Raw genomic sequence first — 17924 nt, forward strand, 5'->3', positions numbered from 1 at the left:
GGCGGAGCCGCTTGCGCCATGGGCCAGAGAGCGGCTTATCCAAGATTGGCGGAGACTGGTAGAAGAAGCGGGCTTGCTTCGTATCTATGAGAATGGTACCCTTCGGACGGCGGATGAAAGCTATTTCGACGAAACGATCGTTCAGAGCGTCCGTACCCTACAGGCAGAGGCCCAGGGCTGGGTTAAAATCGAACTGCTGATCGGGGAAATTCTTGTTCATGCTTTGGACTGTCCGATTTCCCATAGCTGGATCGAGTATCGGCTTCGCCGTTTAATCGAACGGGGCATTCTCATCTATACGGGCTCACTGGAAGTCATGCATGATTACGCCGTAAAGCTTGCCAAGCCTGCGGATTCGGCCGGTTAACCCGCCTCCCATGGGGACGGACCCCATATTACTCAAATTGCTTCAGGAAGCGGCCCATCCGCTCGATCGCCTCGGTCAAATTTTCTACCGAAGAGGCATAGGAGCAGCGGATATGGCCTTCCCCGGCGGAGCCGAGCGCGTTGCCGGGCACGACCGCAACCTTCGTCTCCTCCAGCAGCCGCCAGGCGAACGCCTCCGAGGAAAGACCCGTGTGCCGGATCGACGGGAAGGCGTAGAAGGCTCCTCGGGGTTCGAAGCAGGGCAGGCCGATCTCTTGGAAGCCTTTCAGCACGAACCGCCGCCGCTGATTGTACGAGCTGACCATCTCTTTCATTTCCTCCGTGCCGTTCCGGAGCGCTTCGATAGCCGCTTTTTGCACTGTAATCGGCGCGCAGATCATCGTGTATTGATGGATCTTGGTCATCGCGGCGATGACTTCGGAATGTCCGCAAGCGTACCCGAGCCGCCAGCCGGTCATGGCGTACGCTTTGGAGAAGCCGTTCAGCAAAATCGTCCGGTTCCGCATCCCCGGCAGCGACGCAAAGCACGTATGCTCGCCCTCGTAAGTCAGCTTGTCGTACACCTCGTCGGAAATGACGATCAAGTTATGCTTTTCCACGACTTTGGCAATTTCGAGCAGATCCTCCCGGGACATCGTCGCGCCGGTCGGATTGTTCGGATAGTTGAACAGCAGCGCCTTGGTCCGCGGCGTGATCGCGGCTTCCACCTGTGCGGCGGTCAGCCGGAAATCGTTGTCCGCCGTCGTGGTTATCGGAACCGGCACGCCGCCCGCCATCGTGACGCATGGCCCGTACGAGACGTAGCACGGCTCGGCGATCAGCACCTCGTCCCCGGTATGCACGATTGCGCGCAAAGCCAGATCGACCGCTTCGCTGACCCCGACCGTAACCAACACCTCGCTGCGGGGCTCGTAATGCACGCCGTAAAACCCGTGCAGGTGAGCGGCAATTTCCTCCCGCAGCTCCAGCAAGCCTGCGTTGGACGTATACATCGTGTATCCTTGCCTTAAAGACTGAATCCCCGTTTCACGGATTGCCCAAGGCGTCACAAAGTCAGGCTCCCCGACGCCCAGCGAAATAATCCCGGACATTTCCGACGCGAGATCGAAAAACCGCCGGATGCCGGAAGGCGGCATATCCCGGATGACGGGGGAGAGGCGTTCGGACCAATTGAATGTCATAACCATTCACCAGCTTTTCATGGATTTGTTCGTGCAAATTTGCAAATAAAAAAGCCCCCGTCCCCAAAAAAGGGACGAGAGCTATGCTCACGCGGTACCACCCTCGTTGACTCCAATACATACGAAGTCCACTCGGTCCTATAACGGCGGAACACCGGCCAACTCCTACGGCTGAAAGCTTCAGAGGGCGACTCCAGGGTGGCTTTCGGCAGGGCTTCTTTCCCGGGCTCGCACCTTCCCCGGGTCGCTTGGAAATACGCCGTGCTTACTTTCCCCATCGTTGTCTTTCACGAAAAATAAATTAACAGTACTATAGCACGGGGCGTTTTCGAATGTCAATTGTCTCTTCGGACTGCGATGACTTGGCGGTTCTTTAACGATCCGAAATTGCGGCCCTGCTTGTAAGCTCGTTCCAATCGATAACGTTCGTGCAGAGATGCCGGATCAAGCCCGGCTCGTGGCTGACGACGAGCACGCCGAGCTGGCGCTGCCGGGCGATCGCGAGCACGGCCTGCCATATTTGCGCCTGCGTGATCGCGTCGAGCATCGTCGTCATTTCGTCCGCGATGAGAAACCGCGTTTGCGGCCCGAGCGCCCGCGCGACGCAGAAGCGCTGCAGCTCGCCGCCGGACAATTCGTTAGGCCGCCGGCGGAGCCATTCCTGCTCGATGCCCAGCGCCTCCAGCAGCGCCGGATCGGGCTCCCCGCCTTCGCGCAGGACGCGGTGCATCGGCCACTTCGGATTGACCGCCTTCTCGGGGTGCTGGAAGACGAGCTGTACCGGGTGATAGCCGCTGCGGGGAAGGGGCTCGCCGCCTAAAGTGATGCGCCCTTCTGGCGGTTCCTCATACCCGGCCAGCAGCCGGCCGATCGTTGTCTTGCCGCAGCCGCTCGGACCGACGAGGCCGGTCAATTCCCCCGGCGTTAGCGTCAGATCGACGCCCCGGAACAGCCAGGCGTCCCGTCCGCGCCGGTACCCGAGACCTCGCGCTTCAAGTCGCATGGATGCACCTCACCGTCCCACCGCGCAGCTCCCGCATCTCCGGCCGTTCGCGGCTGCAATCCGGGTCGGCCGCGGCGCAGCGCGGCGCGAACAAGCAGCCCGGCGGCAGAGCGGACGGATGCGGCTGGACGCCGGGAATCGGCCTGAAGCCGTTCTGCGGCAGCGCCTGCCAGAGCGCCCGGCTGTACGGATGGCGCAGCCGCGCTCCGTCGCCGGAGAAGTCGCCGGCGGGCGCCGTTTCGACCGTCGTCCCGGCATAGAAGACGGCGACGTTGTCCGCGAAGGGGAGCACCGACTCGATGTCGTGGGTAATGAGCAGCACGGCGCAGCCTTCGTCCGCCAGCTCGCGGAACCGGCTTAGCGTTTCCCGCACCGCCGCGGGGTCGAGGCCGGGCGTCGGCTCGTCGGCAATGACGAGCCGCGGGCCGCCGACCGTCGCCGTCGAGACGAGCACCCGCCGCGCCATGCCGCCCGACAGCTGGAACGGGTACTGCCGCTCGGTCCCGGGGGCAAGACGATAGCGGTCGAAGATCCGGCGGACCGCGGCGACCGCATCGCCCTCGCGGACCGAGCTGCGCACTTGGTCGCCCACCCGCATCAGCGGGTCGAGGAAATTGACCGATTGCGGCACCAGCGCAATCTCCTTGCCGCGCAGCGCCTCCTGCCGGGCAGGGGTCAGCGGCTCGCCTTCGTACCGCAGCGTCCCGGAGACGGCAGCATTGTCCGGCAGGATGCCGAGGATGGCGTGGGCGAGCAGGCTTTTGCCGGAGCCGCTCGATCCGACGACTGCGAGCAGCTCGCCCCGTCCGACCGTGAGGTGCAGGCTGTGGATGACCTCCACCGTAGATTGGCGCAGTCCGCGGTCGTACCGCGTGAAAGCGACGGACAAATCGTTCACTTCAAGTACAGGGACATGAATATGTTCAGGCATAGATTCAGGCACGTTGCGCCGAGCCTCCTCTTTTTGTCATGCTGCGGGGCCGGATGGTTCAGCTCTGCGGGTCCCGCGGATCGAGCAGCAGACGCAGACTTTCCCCGGCCCGGTCGAACGCCCGGACGACGATCAGCAGGCAGAGGCCGGGGAAGACGGCCAGCCACCACATGCCGGTCGATAAATACCGCATCGACTCGGACAAAATAATGCCGATCGCCGGCTGGTGTGGCGACAGGCCCAGGCCGATAAACGTCACGCCGGCTTCGTGCAGGATCGCGTGCGGGAACAGCAGCAGCAGCCCGACGAGCAGCTGCGGCAGCAGGTGAGGCAGCATATGCCGCGTCGCCACTTGCCAGCGGGACTGGCCGAGCCGCCGCGAAATTTGCACGAATTCGGCGCTGCGCAGCTGCAGCACCTCCGCGCGGATGACCCGCGCCAAGCTCGGCCAATGCGTCAGGGCGACGCCGATCACGATGCCGCGCATGCCGCCGCCGAAGACGAACGCGATCAGAATGAGCGTGACGAGATGCGGCACGCTCAGAAACAAGTCGATCAGCCAAGCGATGATCCGGTCGGCCCTCCGGCCCATCGTCGCGGCGATAAGCCCCAGCGTCGTGGCAATCACCGTGCTGCAAGCGGCGGCAATCAAGCCGACCTGCACGCTTAGCGCAAGCCCTTTGAGGGTACGGGTAAACATATCACGCCCGAGCCAGTCGGTGCCGAACGGATGCTGCAGCGATGGCGGAAGATTGCGCCATTCCAGTCGGGTGGACAGGTTGTCCGGGCTGAGCAGCAGCCCGAGGAGCAAGGTTCCCAGAATCAGCACGGCCGCGCCGATCGCCGCGATCAGCGCCCGATGCCTCCGGCCGAGCCGTGCCCGGGGGCGAAAGGGTGTCGAACCGTTGGACGTCTGCAACTTATTCATAACGCCCGTCCCTCCCGGATTCGCGGATCGACCAAGCGGTAGAGCAGATCCGCGATCAGATTGCCGGTGAACACGAACAGGGCGCTGAACAGCACGATGCCGAGCAGCAGCGGAACGTCGCCCCGCAGCCCCGCTTCGACGGTGGCCTGTCCGAGGCCGGGATAGGAAAATACCTGCTCGGCCAAGACCGCCCCGCCGAACAGCTCGCTGAACGCGGTGAACTGCAGCGACAGGGCGGGCAGCGCGATATTGCGCAGGCCGTGCCGCCGGAACAGCCGGAAGCCGCGATCGCCGCGGGCCCGGGCAAACAGCACGTAGTCGCTGGCCAGCACGTCGAGCAGCTTCTGCCTCGTATGCAGCGCGATGTTCGAGATGCCGACGATGCTTAAGGTCAGCGCGGGCAGGATCATATGCTGCACCCGGTCACTCCACGTGACCTCCTGAGCCAGCACCCCGGCAGGGACGCCCAACGCGACCGGAAACCAGCCCAGCCACACCCCGAACAGCAGAAGCAGCAGCAGGCCCATCCAGAATGCGGGCGTGGAGGCCAGCGTATAGCAGTACCATTGGATCAATCGGTCGATCCACGTATCTTTCTTCATCGCGGCCAAGCTGCCTGCCGCAAAGCCGAGCAGTCCGGACAGCAGCCAGGCGGCGCACATCAGCGCCAGCGAACCGGCAAACCGCTCTCCGATCACCTCCGCCACCGGCCTGCGGTAAATCATGGAGGCGCCAAGGTCGCCCTGCAGCAGGGCCGTCCCCCAGTTTGCGAATCGTTCGGCTGGCGGCTTGTCGAGACCCCAATGCTCGGCGATCTGCTGCCGCTGCTCCGGGCTCACCCGCATCATGTCGGCACCGACGTAGGCTTGAATCGGGTCGATGGGGGAGGCGCTGACGAGCACGAAGGAAATCGCGCTGATCGCCGCCAGCAAAGTGACCAGCCGGACCGCTTTCAAGCCTAAAAACGTAAGCAAGCTGCGCATCATCTCATAACCTCATTTTCCGGGCCTAGTTCTTCCAATTCCATTCCTCGATATTGTCCGTAACCGGCCAGCCGTGGCCGTGCGGATGAATGCGCTGCTTCCCGATATCCAGCTTGTCTTTGACCAAATACAGATGGTCGATGTTGACCAGCCAAGCCCATGGCGCATCGCCCTGTGCGCTGACACCGGTCGTGCCGTCCCATTGGGCTTTTTTCCAAAATTCCCAGGCGTCCTCTTCCTTTGTGGCCCGAAGGGCCTTGTCCATCCAAGCGTCGACCGTCGGATTGCTGTAAAACCCGTTGTTGTAATATTCGATGCCGCGGTATTTGCTGCTGTACACGTTGTACATTTCGAGCGGATCGTTGCTGCCCCAGCCCATCATGACGGCGCTGGAATGCATCAGCTTCTTAACATCGTCCCAGCTTTTGCCATCGACGTTAACTTGAATGCCGACCGGCTTCAGCATGTCGGCCACGGCCAGCGCCAGCGATTGCCGCGTCACATCGCCCGAGGGATAGATGAGCGGGAATTGCGCTTTGAGCGCTCCCTTCTCCAAGATGCCGTCGCCGTCGGCGTCTTTCCAGCCTGCATCTGCGAGCAGCTTCTTCGCGCCTTCGACATCGGCGTCGGGGGTGACCGTCTGCGGGTTCCACCAGGGCAGCCGGTCGTTGATGGTGTAGGCCGGCGTGCCGTGTCCTTCCAGTACGCCTTGGACCAGCGCTTTGCGGTCGATCGCCGTGTTGACGGCTTTGCGGATCGCGATATCGGCCGTCACATCGTTGCCAATGGGATTGCCGTCCTTCGTGATCGTCCCGGAACGGATATAAGGGAACACGATGCCCCGGTTGTCTACGGTATGTACGGCTTCGACCCGCATCCCGGCGACCGGCTGCTTGCTGAAGGCGGCGGGAATGTAAGCGGCGTCCACTTTTCCGGCTTTGGCGGCGGCATAAGCGGCATCCTCGTTCAGGAACAGAAACGTCAGCTTCTTGAAAAAAGGCTTCGGCCCGTAATAATCGGGATTCGCCTCGACGATGACCTGCTGGCCCCGGTCCCATTGCACGAGCTTGTACGGCCCGGACCCGACCGGCTTCTGGGCATAGTCTTGGCCGTGGGCGTGCTTCGGCACGATGCCCGTCTGCACGAGCAGCGTCAGGAACGTCGATTGCGGCTCCTTGAGCGTAAACTTGACCGTGGCGTCGTCCGCGGCTTCGACGCTTTTCATATTCGTGAGATCGATAATGGAGCCGTTTTTGGACGCCGTTTCGAACGTATACTGTACGTCGGCGGCCGTCACCGGCTTGCCGTCGGAAAACTTCGCGTCGCTCCGCAGCTTGACGGTCCATACCGTCCCGTCGCCGCTCACTTCGTAGCCGGTGGCCAGATCGTTTACAATTTTCATTTCGGCATTCCGCTTCAGCAGCGTGCTTTGGAACAGCGGCGAGCCGTACCGTCCCCAGCCGGTCGTCGGATCGAAGCCAGCTTCCGGCTCGGAGCCGACGGCCAAGATCAGCTCGTCTTTGGTCGCGGCAACCGGGGGTTCTTCCTTCTTAGCGGTCGGGGTGGTGCATCCGGTCAAGATAAGGGCAAGAATAAGTCCCCATACGATCACCTTGAGCATTGCAGGATTGTTCACGTGTTCTCAACTCCACATCCGTAGTTATCTTATCGTCTCTCTCCATCGTGTTACGATTTAAGAATATTGTAGCACACGCTATAGGGGGAGTCACTACGAACGGACAAAAAAAAGTGAGCTGGACCGGGCGCCGCGGCCGGTTTTTGAGCAAGTGTCGACTTTTGGCAGCTACCTTGAAGAAAAAACGGTATCGTCCCTAAAGCAGGGAAAGGCAGCCTTATTCGAGGCAGGGTGCGGGTCGGAGCGGACACCCAGGCTTGGTTTAGAATAGCCTAGGAAATGGAAAACTAAAGCCGAAAGGCTGCTTGAAAAAAAATGCAATTCACCGGTTGACATAGGGTAGGGGGGTATAGTAATATGAAACCAAGAGGAGGGAACACAATGGAAAACATTACGGAGGCGGAACATTGCTGCTCCACGGACAGCGAGAGAAAAAGCCATCATTCCGATAAAGTCAAAGCCAATCTCATCACCCGGTTGAACCGCATCGAAGGCCAGATCCGGGGCGTGAAGGGCTTGATCGAGAAAGACACGTATTGCGACGACGTTCTTAACCAGATCGCCGCGATCCAATCGGCGCTGAACGGCGTCGGCAAGCTGCTGCTCGAAGGCCATATGAAGTCCTGTGTGATCGAACGCATTCAAGCGGGCGAGCACGAAGTCGTTGAAGAGCTGCTTACCACCATCCAAAAATTAATGAAATAAGGAGAGATCCCCTATGCAAACCATTACGTTGAAAGTCGAAGGCATGTCCTGCAATCATTGTGTGAATTCCATCGAGGGAGCTTTGAAGAACATCGGCGCGACCGGCAAAGTTGACTTGGCCGCGAAATCCGTTCAAGTGCAGTATGAAGAGTCGAAAACGAATCCGGATGCGATCAAAGCCGCGATTGAAGACCAAGGCTACGACGTAGTTTAATCCGCGATTCACCGGGTTTTGCCGAGGTGCGGCTCCGGCCGCTCTCTTTTTTTGATTAAAATATACCCCATATGGGTATATTGAGGAGAGGTGCTTAGCTATGGAACAGCGATTGGAACAACAACAGCAGCCGGATCAGCAGCAAGCCTCGCTTGCCATTACGGGCATGACCTGCGCAGCCTGCGCGAACCGGATCGAGAAGGGCTTGAACAAGGTGCCCGGCGTCGGGAAAGCGACCGTGAATTTTGCGCTGGAGACGGCCCACGTCGAATACTCCGGGCAGGCGGTGTCCGTTGACGATATGATCCGCAAAGTCGAGCAGCTCGGCTACAAAGCGGGGCTGAAGGAGGAGCGGAAGGAAGATGGCGACCACCGGCAAAAAGAAATTGCCGCGCACCGCACGAAGCTGATCTTCTCCGCCATTCTTTCGTTTCCGCTGCTGTGGGCGATGGTCAGCCACTTTTCGTTCACCTCGTGGATTTATTTGCCGGAAGCGTTGATGAATCCGTGGGTGCAGCTTGCGCTCGCGACGCCGGTGCAGTTCATCATCGGCTTGCCGTTCTATACCGGAGCTTACAAAGCGCTGCGCAACAAGAGCGCGAACATGGACGTGCTCGTCGCGCTGGGCACGTCGGCTGCATATTTTTACAGCCTGTACCTGACGCTGGAGTGGGCTGCGGCCGGTTCGCCGTCGCACCATGGCATGCCTTCCATGTATTACGAGACGAGCGCGGTGCTGATCACGTTGATTGTGATGGGCAAATGGTTCGAGGCGCTGGCGAAGGGACGCTCCTCGGAAGCGATCAAGAAGCTGATGGGCCTGCAGGCCAAAACGGCGCTTGTCGTCCGCGACGGCGTCGAGCTGAGCGTGCCGGTGGAAGAGGTGCTGGCCGGAGACGTCGTGCTGGTGAAGCCGGGCGAGAAAATTCCGGTCGACGGCCTCGTTCTCGACGGCATGTCGGCGGTCGACGAATCGATGTTGACCGGCGAAAGCATCCCGGTCGAGAAAAAACCGGGCGACGCCGTCATCGGCGCCACCGTCAACCGGAACGGCAGCTTGCGGATCCAAGCGACCAAGGTCGGCAAAGAGACGGCGCTGGCGCAAATTATCCGGGTCGTCGAAGACGCCCAAGGCTCGAAGGCGCCGATACAGCGGGTGGCCGACCGGATCTCCGGCATCTTCGTGCCGATCGTCGTCGGGATTGCGGTGCTTACGTTCCTGATCTGGTACTTTGCGGTCGTTCCGGGCGAATTCGCCAATGCGCTGGAGAAAGCGATCGCAGTCCTCGTCATTGCATGCCCTTGCGCCCTGGGGCTCGCGACGCCGACCTCCATCATGGCCGGATCGGGCCGCGCGGCGGAGTTCGGGATTTTGTTCAAGGGCGGAGAGCATCTGGAATCGATGCACCGGATCGATACGATCGTGCTGGATAAAACCGGCACCGTTACGAAAGGGAAGCCGGAGCTGACCGATGTGAGCATCGAAGCTGCGGACGAAGCGACGGTTCTGCGCCTGGTCGCTTCCGCCGAGAAGCAATCCGAGCACCCGCTGGCGGAAGCGATTGTGGAAGGCATCCGTTCGAAAGGCATCGCGTTCTCCGAAGCGGAACGGTTCGAGGCGATTCCGGGCTACGGCATCGCCGCCGTCGTCGAAGGGCGCGAGGTGCTGGTCGGCACACGCAAGCTGCTGCGGCGCGAAGGGATCGAATTCGCGCAGGCCGAGGGGACGATGGAGCGGCTGGAATCGGAAGGCAAAACCGCCATGCTGATCGCCGTGGACCGGCAGTATGCCGGCATGGTCGCGGTAGCCGACGCGGTCAAAGAAACGTCGCAAGAAGCGATTGCCCGTTTGAAGCAGGGGGGCATCGAGGTCATCATGATCACCGGCGACAACCGCCGGACGGCGGAGGCGATTGCCCGCCAGGTGGGCATCGACCGCGTGCTGGCCGAGGTGCTGCCGGAAGGGAAGGCCGCCGAGGTGAAGAAGCTGCAGGCGGAAGGGCGCAAGGTCGCCATGGTCGGCGACGGCATCAACGATGCGCCGGCGCTTGCGACGGCCGACGTCGGGATCGCCGTCGGCACGGGGACGGACATCGCTATCGAAGCGGCCGATGTGACCCTCATGCAGGGCGATCTCATCCGCTTGCCGGACGCCGCGGCGATGAGCCGGAAAACGATGGCCAACATCAAGCAAAACCTGTTCTGGGCGCTTGCGTACAATACGCTCGGTATTCCGATCGCAGCGCTGGGCTTCCTGGCTCCGTGGGTGGCGGGAGCCGCGATGGCACTAAGCTCGGTGTCGGTGGTGCTCAACGCGCTCCGATTGCAGAAGGTGAAGCTCTAAAAGTCTGGTGAATAACGAGTGGAGCAACCGAAAGCATTCTGTAGAAACGAAGTGTTCGCCTTTGTTTCCGGATTTCAACCTTAAGAGGGGTTGCATAATCCGGAAATCCGGGAACAACAGTGATCGGAAGAATGCTTTGGTTGCGCAGCGCCAGTTATTCACCGGACTTTCAAGTAGAGCGGAAGGCGGGTGCCCGGTTGCCGGGCGCCCTTCTTTCGGTGAATACGGCAGGTCGGAGAGGAGCTGCAAAACCGCGGTGAACAAGACGATTCTCATGGTCGACGACGAGGCGAAAATCAGGGATGTCGTCACTTCTTATCTGCAAAAGGACGGGTACCGCACACTGGAGTCCGCCAGCGGCTCGGAAGCGTTGGATATGTTGGAGCGGGAGGCGGTCGATCTCGTCATCCTGGACTTGATGCTGCCCGACATGTCCGGCGAGGAGGTATGCCGGCGCATCCGGCAAAGATCCTCGCTGCCGGTCTTGATGCTAACGGCCAAAGTGTCCGAGAACGACCGGGTGACCGGGCTGTCCATCGGCGCGGACGATTACGTGCTGAAGCCGTTCAGTCCGCGGGAGGTGGCCGCCCGGGTCCGGGCGATCCTGCGCCGCACGCAGGACGACGCCTTGCTGGCGGACCGAATGGCGTTCGGCGGCGGCGAGCTGGTGATTCTCACGTTAAAGCGCGAAGTATACAAGGATGGCGATCCGGTTGCTTTAACACCCAACGAATACAAGCTGCTGCTTACGCTTGCCCGACACCCGGAGCGCTGCTTCACGAGAGACGAGCTGATCGAGAAGGTGCTCGGCTTCGATTTCGAAGGCGACGAGCGCACGATAGACCAGCATGTCAAAAACCTGCGGCAGAAGATCGAGCCGGTGCCGAAAGAGCCGCGGTATATCGTAACGGTGTACGGCGCAGGCTACCGGTTTGCCGGAGGGGCTTGGCCGTGAGAGGACTGTATGCCAGATTTGCGCTCGTGTTTATCGGATTAACGTGCGGGATTCTGATCATGGCGCTCACGGTACTGCTCGTGCAGGCGCACCGCCATTTTGTGATGTATCAGCAGCAGGCGGCGGCGAGCGCGGATATGGTAACGTTCAATGCGCATCTGGAGCAGGCGATTGTCCAGTCGGTCGTCTGGATTGCCGCCGGAGGCATCGTCCTGGCGGCCTTGGCCGGCTTGTACGCAGCGAAACGGATGGCGGCGCCGCTCATGGCGATGAAAGCGATGGCGGTCCGCATGGCTGGGGGCGAGCTGGAGGCCCGCACAGAGGTTCGCGGGAACGACGAGCTGGCCGATTTGGCGCAAGCGATTAACGCGCTGGCTGCGCAATTGGAGAAGCAGGAGCGCCTGCGGAAGACGATGACCGCCGACGTCGCGCATGAGCTGCGCACCCCGTTGGCCACGTTGAAGAGCCATATGGAAGCGATGATGGACGGCGTCTGGGAGCCGACGCAGGTCCGGCTCGCGGCTTGTCACGAGGAGGTCGAGCGGCTGAGTCATCTGGTCGGCGATTTGGAGCAGCTGACGCAGATGGACTCGCCTCATTTTCGGCTTCGCCTGCAGACAGAAGACTTGTCGGCCATCGCCGCTCAGAGCGTGGAGACCGTCAAGGCCGCTTTTGCGCAAAAACAGGTTGCGCTCCGGTTCGCCGCCCCGGCACAACCGGTGCTTGTCCAAGCGGACAGGAGGCGGATCGGGCAAATTTTGGCCAATGTGCTTAGCAACGCCTGGAAGTACACGCCCTCCGGTGGACAAGTCGAGGTGACGGTGGAGCAGGCTGACGGCGAGGCGCGGGTCGTCGTTGCAGATACCGGGATCGGCATTTCTGCCGAGGAGCTGCCCTATGTGTTCGAGCGGTTCTACCGTACGGATAAATCGCGGAATCGCACCACGGGGGGAAGCGGCATCGGGCTGACCATCGCCCGGAGGCTGGCCGAAGCGCACGGCGGACGCATGGAAATCGAGAGCGAGGTCGGCCGGGGGACGGCGGTGCGGATTTGTTTTCCGGGTTAAAGCGCGGCGGAGAGTGATGATCTTCACAAGATCTTCAAAAGCGTCCCTTACACTAAAAACAACCGAGAGAAAACAGGAGGGTATTTATGAAAAAAGCAGCCATAGCGACATTGCTGGGTGCGGCGCTGCTTCTAAGCGCATGCGGCCAGCAGGGGAAAGAAGCCTCGGCCCCGAAGGAGGCACCGAAGGAAGAAGCCGGACACGGCAATCACGGTGGCGGGGAATCCGAAGCGCCGAAGAGCGGCGATGTCGTCACATCCTTCAAGCTGACATCGGACAAGCCGCAGGCCCGAAGCGATACTCCGCTCACGATTCAGATTACGGACAAAAACAACAAGCCGGTGGAAAACTTCGACATTACGCACGAACAGAAGCTTCACTTGATCGTCGTCAGCAAAGACCTGTCGTTCTTTAACCACATCCATCCCGACTATAAGGGCGGAGGCCGGTTCGACATCACGACGCAGTTTCCGGGCGGCGGCGATTACAAGCTGATTGCGGACTTCGTGCCGACGGGTCAAGGGACGGTAACTCAGACGGAGTGGATCAGCGTACAGGGCGATGCGCCCGCAGCCGCGGCGATCGAACCCGAGTCCACGCTGGTCAAAACGGTGGACGGCAAAGAGGTAACGCTTGCGATCGACCACCTGATGGCGGGAATGGACGCGAACCTGACGTTTACGATTCGCGACGCCGCTTCGAAGCAGCCGGTGATGAATCTACAGCCTTATCTCGGAGCGGTCGGACATGTCGTTATTTTGAGCGCCGATGCCGAGCAGTATCTGCACGTCCATCCGATGGAGGAGAAGGCCTCCGGGCCGGACGCCAAGTTCATGACAAACTTCCCGAAAAGCGGCGTATACAAGCTGTGGGGCCAGTTCCAGCACGAAGGCAAGGTGTTCACCGTTCCTTTTGTCGTGAAGGTGCCCGGTTGAGCTCAGTTGAAGGTAATAGAGGGGTACGAGGGGGGGGGTATCTACTTCCGGTCGCTGTTGTCTGCAGGAAATTTCTATTAGAATTCGCTTAGCAGCGGATATTTCCCGCAGACAAAGGCGAACGCTATCGCTCCTCCAGTAGATACCCCACCTCCGTATGTTTCTCTATTCTTGATAAAAACCACTTCAACACTCTGAGACCGATTCGCAGAAGCCGAATCGGTTTTATTCTAAAAACCGCTCCTACCCATTCACATGGGCGTCGGGAGCTTTATCCGACACCAGATTCAAGACGATATTGTGCTCAAGAAGCGCCTTCAGCCCGCACAATACGATCGTAAACCCTTCTGTCGAGCCGATCGCTTGCTTGACGATGTCATCCCCATCCCCTTGAAACCCTGTGTTCGTTACCGTCACGAAGGTTTCGTTATCCTCCCGGCGGGTAAATAGCCATTCGACCGTGGTGTAACCGTAAGACTCCTCCCATTCGATGAGGATGCGCCGGTTCTCCTCGATTTCTTTGACATGGACGTTGGTAGAAACGCCGTACATTTCCCAATCCCACCGGACGCTTTTGCCGGCTTCCAGCCTTCCGCTGCTTTTGGTGAACCAGAATCGCGTCGTAACCGCCGGTTCGACGAAAGCTTCGAATACCTCTTCCACCGGTCTGCGAATAAGCATTTCCGCTCTTGCAGCCGGTGCTTGATGCAGGGTTGTCATTGTACATTTCTCCTTTCATCGTTTTCATGTTTCTTAAACTATAGCATGTCACATTGGTTAGGATTTCTTAACGATTGCGGATTATGACATTCCTGAGCTCGCTTCCGGCCTTCCTGACCGCATCCGACACAATATTACATCGTTTGCTGTCTGTCGATATCAGATGTCGTCGTTCTCTCCAAGCGCTTGGGGTACAATTGATCCCCGTGCACTATGGACAAAGTACCCAGCTCTTCAATACAATGAATGAAAGCAATGGGTTAATTTTACATGTTATACGGTAATTTCTTTCGGTAAATAGGTAATTTTTGTCATGCCGAAATTTGTCAAGTGCTTTGAGTATGACAAGATATAGAAACGGCGGTTTTTTCTGAAAAAATTGTTGATTCGCAAAAATTTTGACGAAAGCCGCATGTCGTTCAAGCATCCGTTCCCGGACAACTCCCCATCATTCACAAAATTGAGGACCGACGGCCGAAGAAGGCTTCGTCGGACTCCGCGAGAGGTAGCGTCATGGCTCATCACAAATATGTCGTCGCGTTCCGCATCGGCTTCCAAAGCTCGTTGGAATACCGCTTTAATTTTTTTCTCTCCTTGTTCAGCGCGGTATTTCCGATCGTCGTGCATTACTATATATGGACGGCGGTGTACGCGAGCGCCGGAGAGAGCGGCTTGTTCGGCTATTCCTATCAAGAGATGATCATGTATACGATCATTGCCGCCGTCGTTTCCAAGCTGGTCATTACGAATATGGAGCACGCCATCGCCGAAGATATCAAAAGCGGCGGATTGAATAAATATATTGTCAAGCCGGTTGCGTATTTTGGCTTCCGCATCTGCTCGTTTATCGGGCAGCGCTTGATCTATGTAGCGATTTCCCTGCTCGTCATACTGGCTCTAACCTTCGCATTGAACTCATTCTATAAGCAGCATACCGGACTTGAACGATTGCTGGCTTTTTTCCTCTCCCTGTGCCTGTCTGTCATTCTTAGCTTTCTGATCTCGTACGCCCTTTGCGCGTGCGCCTTCTGGTTGTCGGAAATCTCCTACTTTTTCGTTGTCACCAGCCTGCTGGTCAATATTATGAGCGGCGGCATGTTTCCGCTGGAAATCTTCGGAGAAGGGCTGCAGCAGCTGTTCCGTTACCTGCCCTTCCACTATATGATTTACTTCCCTGTCAACGTCCTGAACGGCAAAATCGCGGACGGGCTGATTTGGCAAGGCATCGCCGGACAAGGCATCTGGATCGGTCTGATGCTGATCGTCTGCCATCTGGCCTGGAAGTGCGGGATGAAACGGTACTTGGGGCTAGGAGGCTGAGCTTTTGAACTTCGTTACCGAACTGCGGCGGCATCTGCACATTTTGGCGTTATTCGCCAAAAACTCGGTCATTTCCCAGATGGAATACCGCTTTAATTTCATAACGGGCATATTCGTCGAAGCGGCGTTCCTGATGGCCAAGCTGTTGTATGCGGTCGTCGTGTACAAAACGAATGTGCGGATCAACGGGCTATCGCCGGATACGATCCTCATGTTCATGGGGACGCATCTATGGCTGACGGGCATTTACATGGGCTTGTTCTTTAACAATTTCCTGCGTCTCAGCGATCACGTCCGCACGGGCAGTCTCGATCTGATGATGGTCAAGCCGATTTCGCTGCAATTTCTCGTATCCTTGCGGGTTATCGAGGTCGGGATGCCGATCCCGAATATGATTGCGGGCACCGTGATGATCGCGATCGGCTGGAGCGCCGCGGGCATTCCGCTGACGCTGCTCCATGTCGCCGGATTCGTGGCCTTTCTGCTGGCCGCAACCGTCCTCACGTACTGCATTATGATCGTTCCTTCGCTGCTCTCGTTCTGGTTCGTGAATACGTCGGCCGCCAGCGAGATTTCGTACTCCGTATGGGATTCCAACAATATGCCTGCATCCATGTACAACAAGTGGATACAGCGGATAGGGACGTTTGTCGTTCCGGTGTTTTTGATTACGAACTTCGCCCCGATGTTGGTGCTCGGCAAGCTGTCTGCCGCCGAATTAGCTTGGGGCGCGCTTGCGCCGGTCGTCTGCTTCTTATTGGTCCGCTTCCTGTGGAAGCGGGCGTTAGGCGTATACAGCAGCTCGAATTTGTAGCAGACCATCGTCCGAAGCAGCAAATGAAGAAAGGGAGGTGATGCGGTCCGGAATCAAGCGCAGGCGGGAAGGCTCCGCAGATGAGGCAGTCTCAGGCTGAATCGACAGGTCCTATACCAAACCATGACTTGAAAAATGGAGGAGGTTAGACGATGTCCGTACAACTTCGCAGCGACACGGCTTCACCGATTTCACCGCTCTTGAGTACGTCGGCGCCCCGATGGATTTGGCTGCAGCTTCTGGAGGCCTGTAATCTAAGGTGCAAAATGTGCTACGAATGGGGCGATAACGGCGCCTACAAGGAACGAACGATGTTAACGCAGCTGGATATTAAAGTGGTTAAGCAAATTATCGAGGATTGCAGCCCGGTCAAGCCGTATTACGATCTGTTTGGCGGAGAGCCTCTGATGTATCCGCAGATCGACGAGGTTCTGGCTGCATTAAAATATTACGGAAGCCAAGTCGCCTTCCCGACCAACGGGACGCTGCTGGAGAAGCATGCGGAGATGATTATCGAGAATGAGCCGCATCGCGTATGGGTATCGATGGACGGTCCGGAGGAGATTAACGATCAGCAGCGCGGCAAGGGCGTATTCAAGAGAGCGACCCGCGGCATTGAGAAGCTTCATGCGCTCCGGGAGGAGAAAGGCAAGGAATTTCCGAAGATCGGCACGATCTTCATCATTACCCCGTTAACGTATATGCATGTGGAAGAACTGTTCTTCAAAAGCATGGATATTACGAAGCTGGATCATATCAGTTTAGAGTTTCAGTCGTTTATTACGCCGGAAGATCACGTAAATTACCGCAATATTCTGAAAAATAATTTTGATCTGGACACGAATGCGGCCGTTTCCAGGGGCTTCGTCCGCGAATTATCCGAGTTTAGCGAGATGAATGCAAAGGATATCTCCCGTCAGGTACGCAACATCGAGGAGTACTGCAAGGAGAAGGGCGTTTATTTCAACGCCTACCCGCAAAACATGACCGAAGAGACGGTCGAGCTGTACTTCAGCGGAAACAGCCACAAGCTGTCGCATGCCAAGAAGCGGTGCGAGTTCCCTTGGCTCAGCACGGAGATCAATGCGAGAGGCGACGTGACCTCCTGTCATGCCTTCTATGACTTGACACTGGGCAACGTAAACGAGCAGCGGCTGCTCGATATTTGGAACGGACCGAAGTATAAGCAGTATCGCAATTATTTGAAAAAAAATTCATTCCCGATCTGTCAGGCCTGTTGTCTGAACTTCAAGACGAAGACGGAAAAATAAAGGAAGCACGAGGTTGTGACCATGAGAAAGAAACGAATCGGCGTGCTCGGCTGCGCCCACATCCTCGACCGGGCGCTGTTCACGCCCCTCAAAAGTCTCGAACACCTCGGCGTCCACGCCATTGCGAGCAGGACGAAGTCCAAAGCCGAATCCTATTCGGACAAGCACGGCATTCCGTGCGCGTTCGGCAGCTACGAGGAGCTGCTGGCCTGTAGGGAGATTGACTTCGTCTATATCGCGCTCAGCAACGAGCTGCACGCGGAATGGACGATTCGGGCGCTGCAGGCCGGGAAGCCGGTGCTGGTGGAGAAACCGGTCTGTCTGGACACGGAGGAGCTTCGGCGGCTGATGGACGCGCAGGCCGCGTCCGGCTTGCCCGTGTTGGAAGGCCTGATGGTGCAGCACCATCCTTGGCAGAGCGAGATCAAACGGATGGTCGGCGGGAACGCTTACGGCCCCTTCTTGCAGGTGCGCTCGCAAATTTCGGTTCCGTTCCAGGACCCGGAGCGGCAAAACTACCGCAGCTTCCC

The 17924-nt window shown here is 58.5% G+C and carries 18 protein-coding genes and 1 other annotated feature; of the genes, 11 read left to right on the forward strand and 7 right to left on the reverse strand.

What is annotated here, in order from left to right; all coding sequences use genetic code 11:
* Positions 1–367: DUF3658 domain-containing protein (locus QJ48_RS16190; RefSeq protein ID WP_237762933.1), on the forward strand; the 367-nt coding region annotated here is incomplete at its 5' end.
* Between the two features lie 28 nt (positions 368–395).
* On the opposite strand, the gene QJ48_RS16195 is transcribed toward QJ48_RS16190, so the two are convergent.
* From QJ48_RS16195 to QJ48_RS16220, 6 genes are all read right to left on the reverse strand, one after another.
* Positions 396–1568: an aminotransferase class I/II-fold pyridoxal phosphate-dependent enzyme gene (locus QJ48_RS16195; RefSeq protein WP_054974600.1), complete on the reverse strand. Its 1173-nt coding sequence runs from the start codon at positions 1566–1568 to the stop codon at positions 396–398.
* A 67-nt stretch (positions 1569–1635) separates the two neighbouring features.
* Positions 1636–1858: a binding site (T-box leader), on the reverse strand.
* 83 nt (positions 1859–1941) lie between these two features.
* Positions 1942–2571: an ABC transporter ATP-binding protein gene (locus tag QJ48_RS16200; RefSeq protein ID WP_054974601.1), complete on the reverse strand. Its 630-nt coding sequence runs from the start codon at positions 2569–2571 to the stop codon at positions 1942–1944.
* On the reverse strand, positions 2561–3502 hold the full coding sequence (locus tag QJ48_RS16205; RefSeq protein WP_054974602.1) for an ABC transporter ATP-binding protein: 942 nt from the start codon (positions 3500–3502) through the stop codon (positions 2561–2563). Before QJ48_RS16205 ends, QJ48_RS16200 begins: the two co-directional genes overlap by 11 nt.
* 58 nt (positions 3503–3560) lie before the next feature.
* Positions 3561–4430 (reverse strand): ABC transporter permease, encoded by an 870-nt coding sequence (locus QJ48_RS16210; protein WP_054974603.1) that lies wholly within the window; start codon positions 4428–4430, stop codon positions 3561–3563.
* Complete coding sequence (locus QJ48_RS16215) at positions 4427–5416, reverse strand: ABC transporter permease (protein ID WP_054974604.1); 990 nt, start codon at positions 5414–5416, stop codon at positions 4427–4429. The genes QJ48_RS16210 and QJ48_RS16215 overlap by 4 nt, the downstream gene beginning before the upstream one ends.
* 22 nt (positions 5417–5438) lie before the next feature.
* Positions 5439–7034: an ABC transporter substrate-binding protein gene (locus tag QJ48_RS16220; protein WP_054974613.1), complete on the reverse strand. Its 1596-nt coding sequence runs from the start codon at positions 7032–7034 to the stop codon at positions 5439–5441.
* Between the two features lie 396 nt (positions 7035–7430).
* On the opposite strand from QJ48_RS16220, the gene QJ48_RS16225 reads away from it, so the two are divergent.
* The 6 genes from QJ48_RS16225 (at position 7431) to QJ48_RS16250 (ending at position 13269) form a co-directional block, all read left to right on the forward strand.
* On the forward strand, positions 7431–7754 hold the full coding sequence (locus QJ48_RS16225; RefSeq protein WP_054974605.1) for a metal-sensitive transcriptional regulator: 324 nt from the start codon (positions 7431–7433) through the stop codon (positions 7752–7754).
* A gap of 13 nt (positions 7755–7767) precedes the next feature.
* The gene (locus QJ48_RS16230) at positions 7768–7968 is read left to right on the forward strand and encodes a copper ion binding protein (protein ID WP_010493235.1); all 201 of its coding nucleotides are present in this window, start codon (positions 7768–7770) and stop codon (positions 7966–7968) included.
* A 100-nt stretch (positions 7969–8068) separates the two neighbouring features.
* Positions 8069–10312 (forward strand): cation-translocating P-type ATPase, encoded by a 2244-nt coding sequence (locus tag QJ48_RS16235; RefSeq protein WP_054974606.1) that lies wholly within the window; start codon positions 8069–8071, stop codon positions 10310–10312.
* 274 nt (positions 10313–10586) lie between these two features.
* On the forward strand, positions 10587–11267 hold the full coding sequence (locus tag QJ48_RS16240; RefSeq protein ID WP_054974614.1) for a response regulator transcription factor: 681 nt from the start codon (positions 10587–10589) through the stop codon (positions 11265–11267).
* Positions 11264–12334 (forward strand): cell wall metabolism sensor histidine kinase WalK, encoded by a 1071-nt coding sequence (locus QJ48_RS16245; RefSeq protein ID WP_054974607.1) that lies wholly within the window; start codon positions 11264–11266, stop codon positions 12332–12334. Before QJ48_RS16240 ends, QJ48_RS16245 begins: the two co-directional genes overlap by 4 nt.
* Positions 12335–12420: 86 nt before the next feature.
* Positions 12421–13269, forward strand: a complete 849-nt coding sequence (locus QJ48_RS16250; RefSeq protein ID WP_054974608.1) for a hypothetical protein — start codon at positions 12421–12423, stop codon at positions 13267–13269.
* 243 nt (positions 13270–13512) lie between these two features.
* Here QJ48_RS16250 and QJ48_RS16255 read toward each other — a convergent pair whose 3' ends face one another.
* Entirely contained in the window at positions 13513–13989 is a 477-nt protein-coding gene (locus QJ48_RS16255; protein ID WP_054974609.1) for an SRPBCC family protein, read from the reverse strand.
* A gap of 513 nt (positions 13990–14502) precedes the next feature.
* Here QJ48_RS16255 and QJ48_RS16260 point away from each other — a divergent pair.
* From QJ48_RS16260 to QJ48_RS16275, 4 genes are all read left to right on the forward strand, one after another.
* Positions 14503–15309, forward strand: a complete 807-nt coding sequence (locus tag QJ48_RS16260; protein ID WP_054974610.1) for an ABC-2 family transporter protein — start codon at positions 14503–14505, stop codon at positions 15307–15309.
* Positions 15310–15313: 4 nt separating this feature from the next.
* Positions 15314–16123 (forward strand): ABC transporter permease, encoded by an 810-nt coding sequence (locus tag QJ48_RS16265; RefSeq protein ID WP_054974611.1) that lies wholly within the window; start codon positions 15314–15316, stop codon positions 16121–16123.
* A 152-nt stretch (positions 16124–16275) separates the two neighbouring features.
* The gene (locus QJ48_RS16270; RefSeq protein WP_082420531.1) at positions 16276–17394 is read left to right on the forward strand and encodes a radical SAM/SPASM domain-containing protein; all 1119 of its coding nucleotides are present in this window, start codon (positions 16276–16278) and stop codon (positions 17392–17394) included.
* 21 nt (positions 17395–17415) lie between these two features.
* Positions 17416–17924 (forward strand): Gfo/Idh/MocA family protein (locus QJ48_RS16275; RefSeq protein ID WP_162238502.1); only part of this gene is annotated, 509 nt, incomplete at its 3' end.

The sequence above is a fragment of the Paenibacillus sp. A3 genome (genome assembly GCF_001399685.1).
Classification (GTDB): Bacteria; Bacillota; Bacilli; order Paenibacillales; family NBRC-103111; genus Paenibacillus_G.

Excerpts from the sequence above, each read along its gene's own strand:
- QJ48_RS16195 (WP_054974600.1), bottom strand. The coding sequence starts at position 1,568 with ATGACATTCAATTGGTCCGAACGCCTCTCCCCCGTCATCCGGGATATG.
- QJ48_RS16200 (WP_054974601.1), bottom strand. The coding sequence starts at position 2,571 with ATGCGACTTGAAGCGCGAGGTCTCGGGTACCGGCGCGGACGGGACGCC.
- QJ48_RS16205 (WP_054974602.1), bottom strand. The coding sequence starts at position 3,502 with ATGCCTGAACATATTCATGTCCCTGTACTTGAAGTGAACGATTTGTCC.
- QJ48_RS16210 (WP_054974603.1), bottom strand. The coding sequence starts at position 4,430 with ATGAATAAGTTGCAGACGTCCAACGGTTCGACACCCTTTCGCCCCCGG.
- QJ48_RS16215 (WP_054974604.1), bottom strand. The coding sequence starts at position 5,416 with ATGATGCGCAGCTTGCTTACGTTTTTAGGCTTGAAAGCGGTCCGGCTG.
- QJ48_RS16220 (WP_054974613.1), bottom strand. The coding sequence starts at position 7,034 with ATGCTCAAGGTGATCGTATGGGGACTTATTCTTGCCCTTATCTTGACC.
- QJ48_RS16225 (WP_054974605.1), top strand. The coding sequence starts at position 7,431 with ATGGAAAACATTACGGAGGCGGAACATTGCTGCTCCACGGACAGCGAG.
- QJ48_RS16230 (WP_010493235.1), top strand. The coding sequence starts at position 7,768 with ATGCAAACCATTACGTTGAAAGTCGAAGGCATGTCCTGCAATCATTGT.
- QJ48_RS16235 (WP_054974606.1), top strand. The coding sequence starts at position 8,069 with ATGGAACAGCGATTGGAACAACAACAGCAGCCGGATCAGCAGCAAGCC.
- QJ48_RS16240 (WP_054974614.1), top strand. The coding sequence starts at position 10,587 with ATGGTCGACGACGAGGCGAAAATCAGGGATGTCGTCACTTCTTATCTG.
- QJ48_RS16250 (WP_054974608.1), top strand. The coding sequence starts at position 12,421 with ATGAAAAAAGCAGCCATAGCGACATTGCTGGGTGCGGCGCTGCTTCTA.
- QJ48_RS16255 (WP_054974609.1), bottom strand. The coding sequence starts at position 13,989 with ATGACAACCCTGCATCAAGCACCGGCTGCAAGAGCGGAAATGCTTATT.
- QJ48_RS16260 (WP_054974610.1), top strand. The coding sequence starts at position 14,503 with ATGGCTCATCACAAATATGTCGTCGCGTTCCGCATCGGCTTCCAAAGC.
- QJ48_RS16270 (WP_082420531.1), top strand. The coding sequence starts at position 16,276 with ATGTCCGTACAACTTCGCAGCGACACGGCTTCACCGATTTCACCGCTC.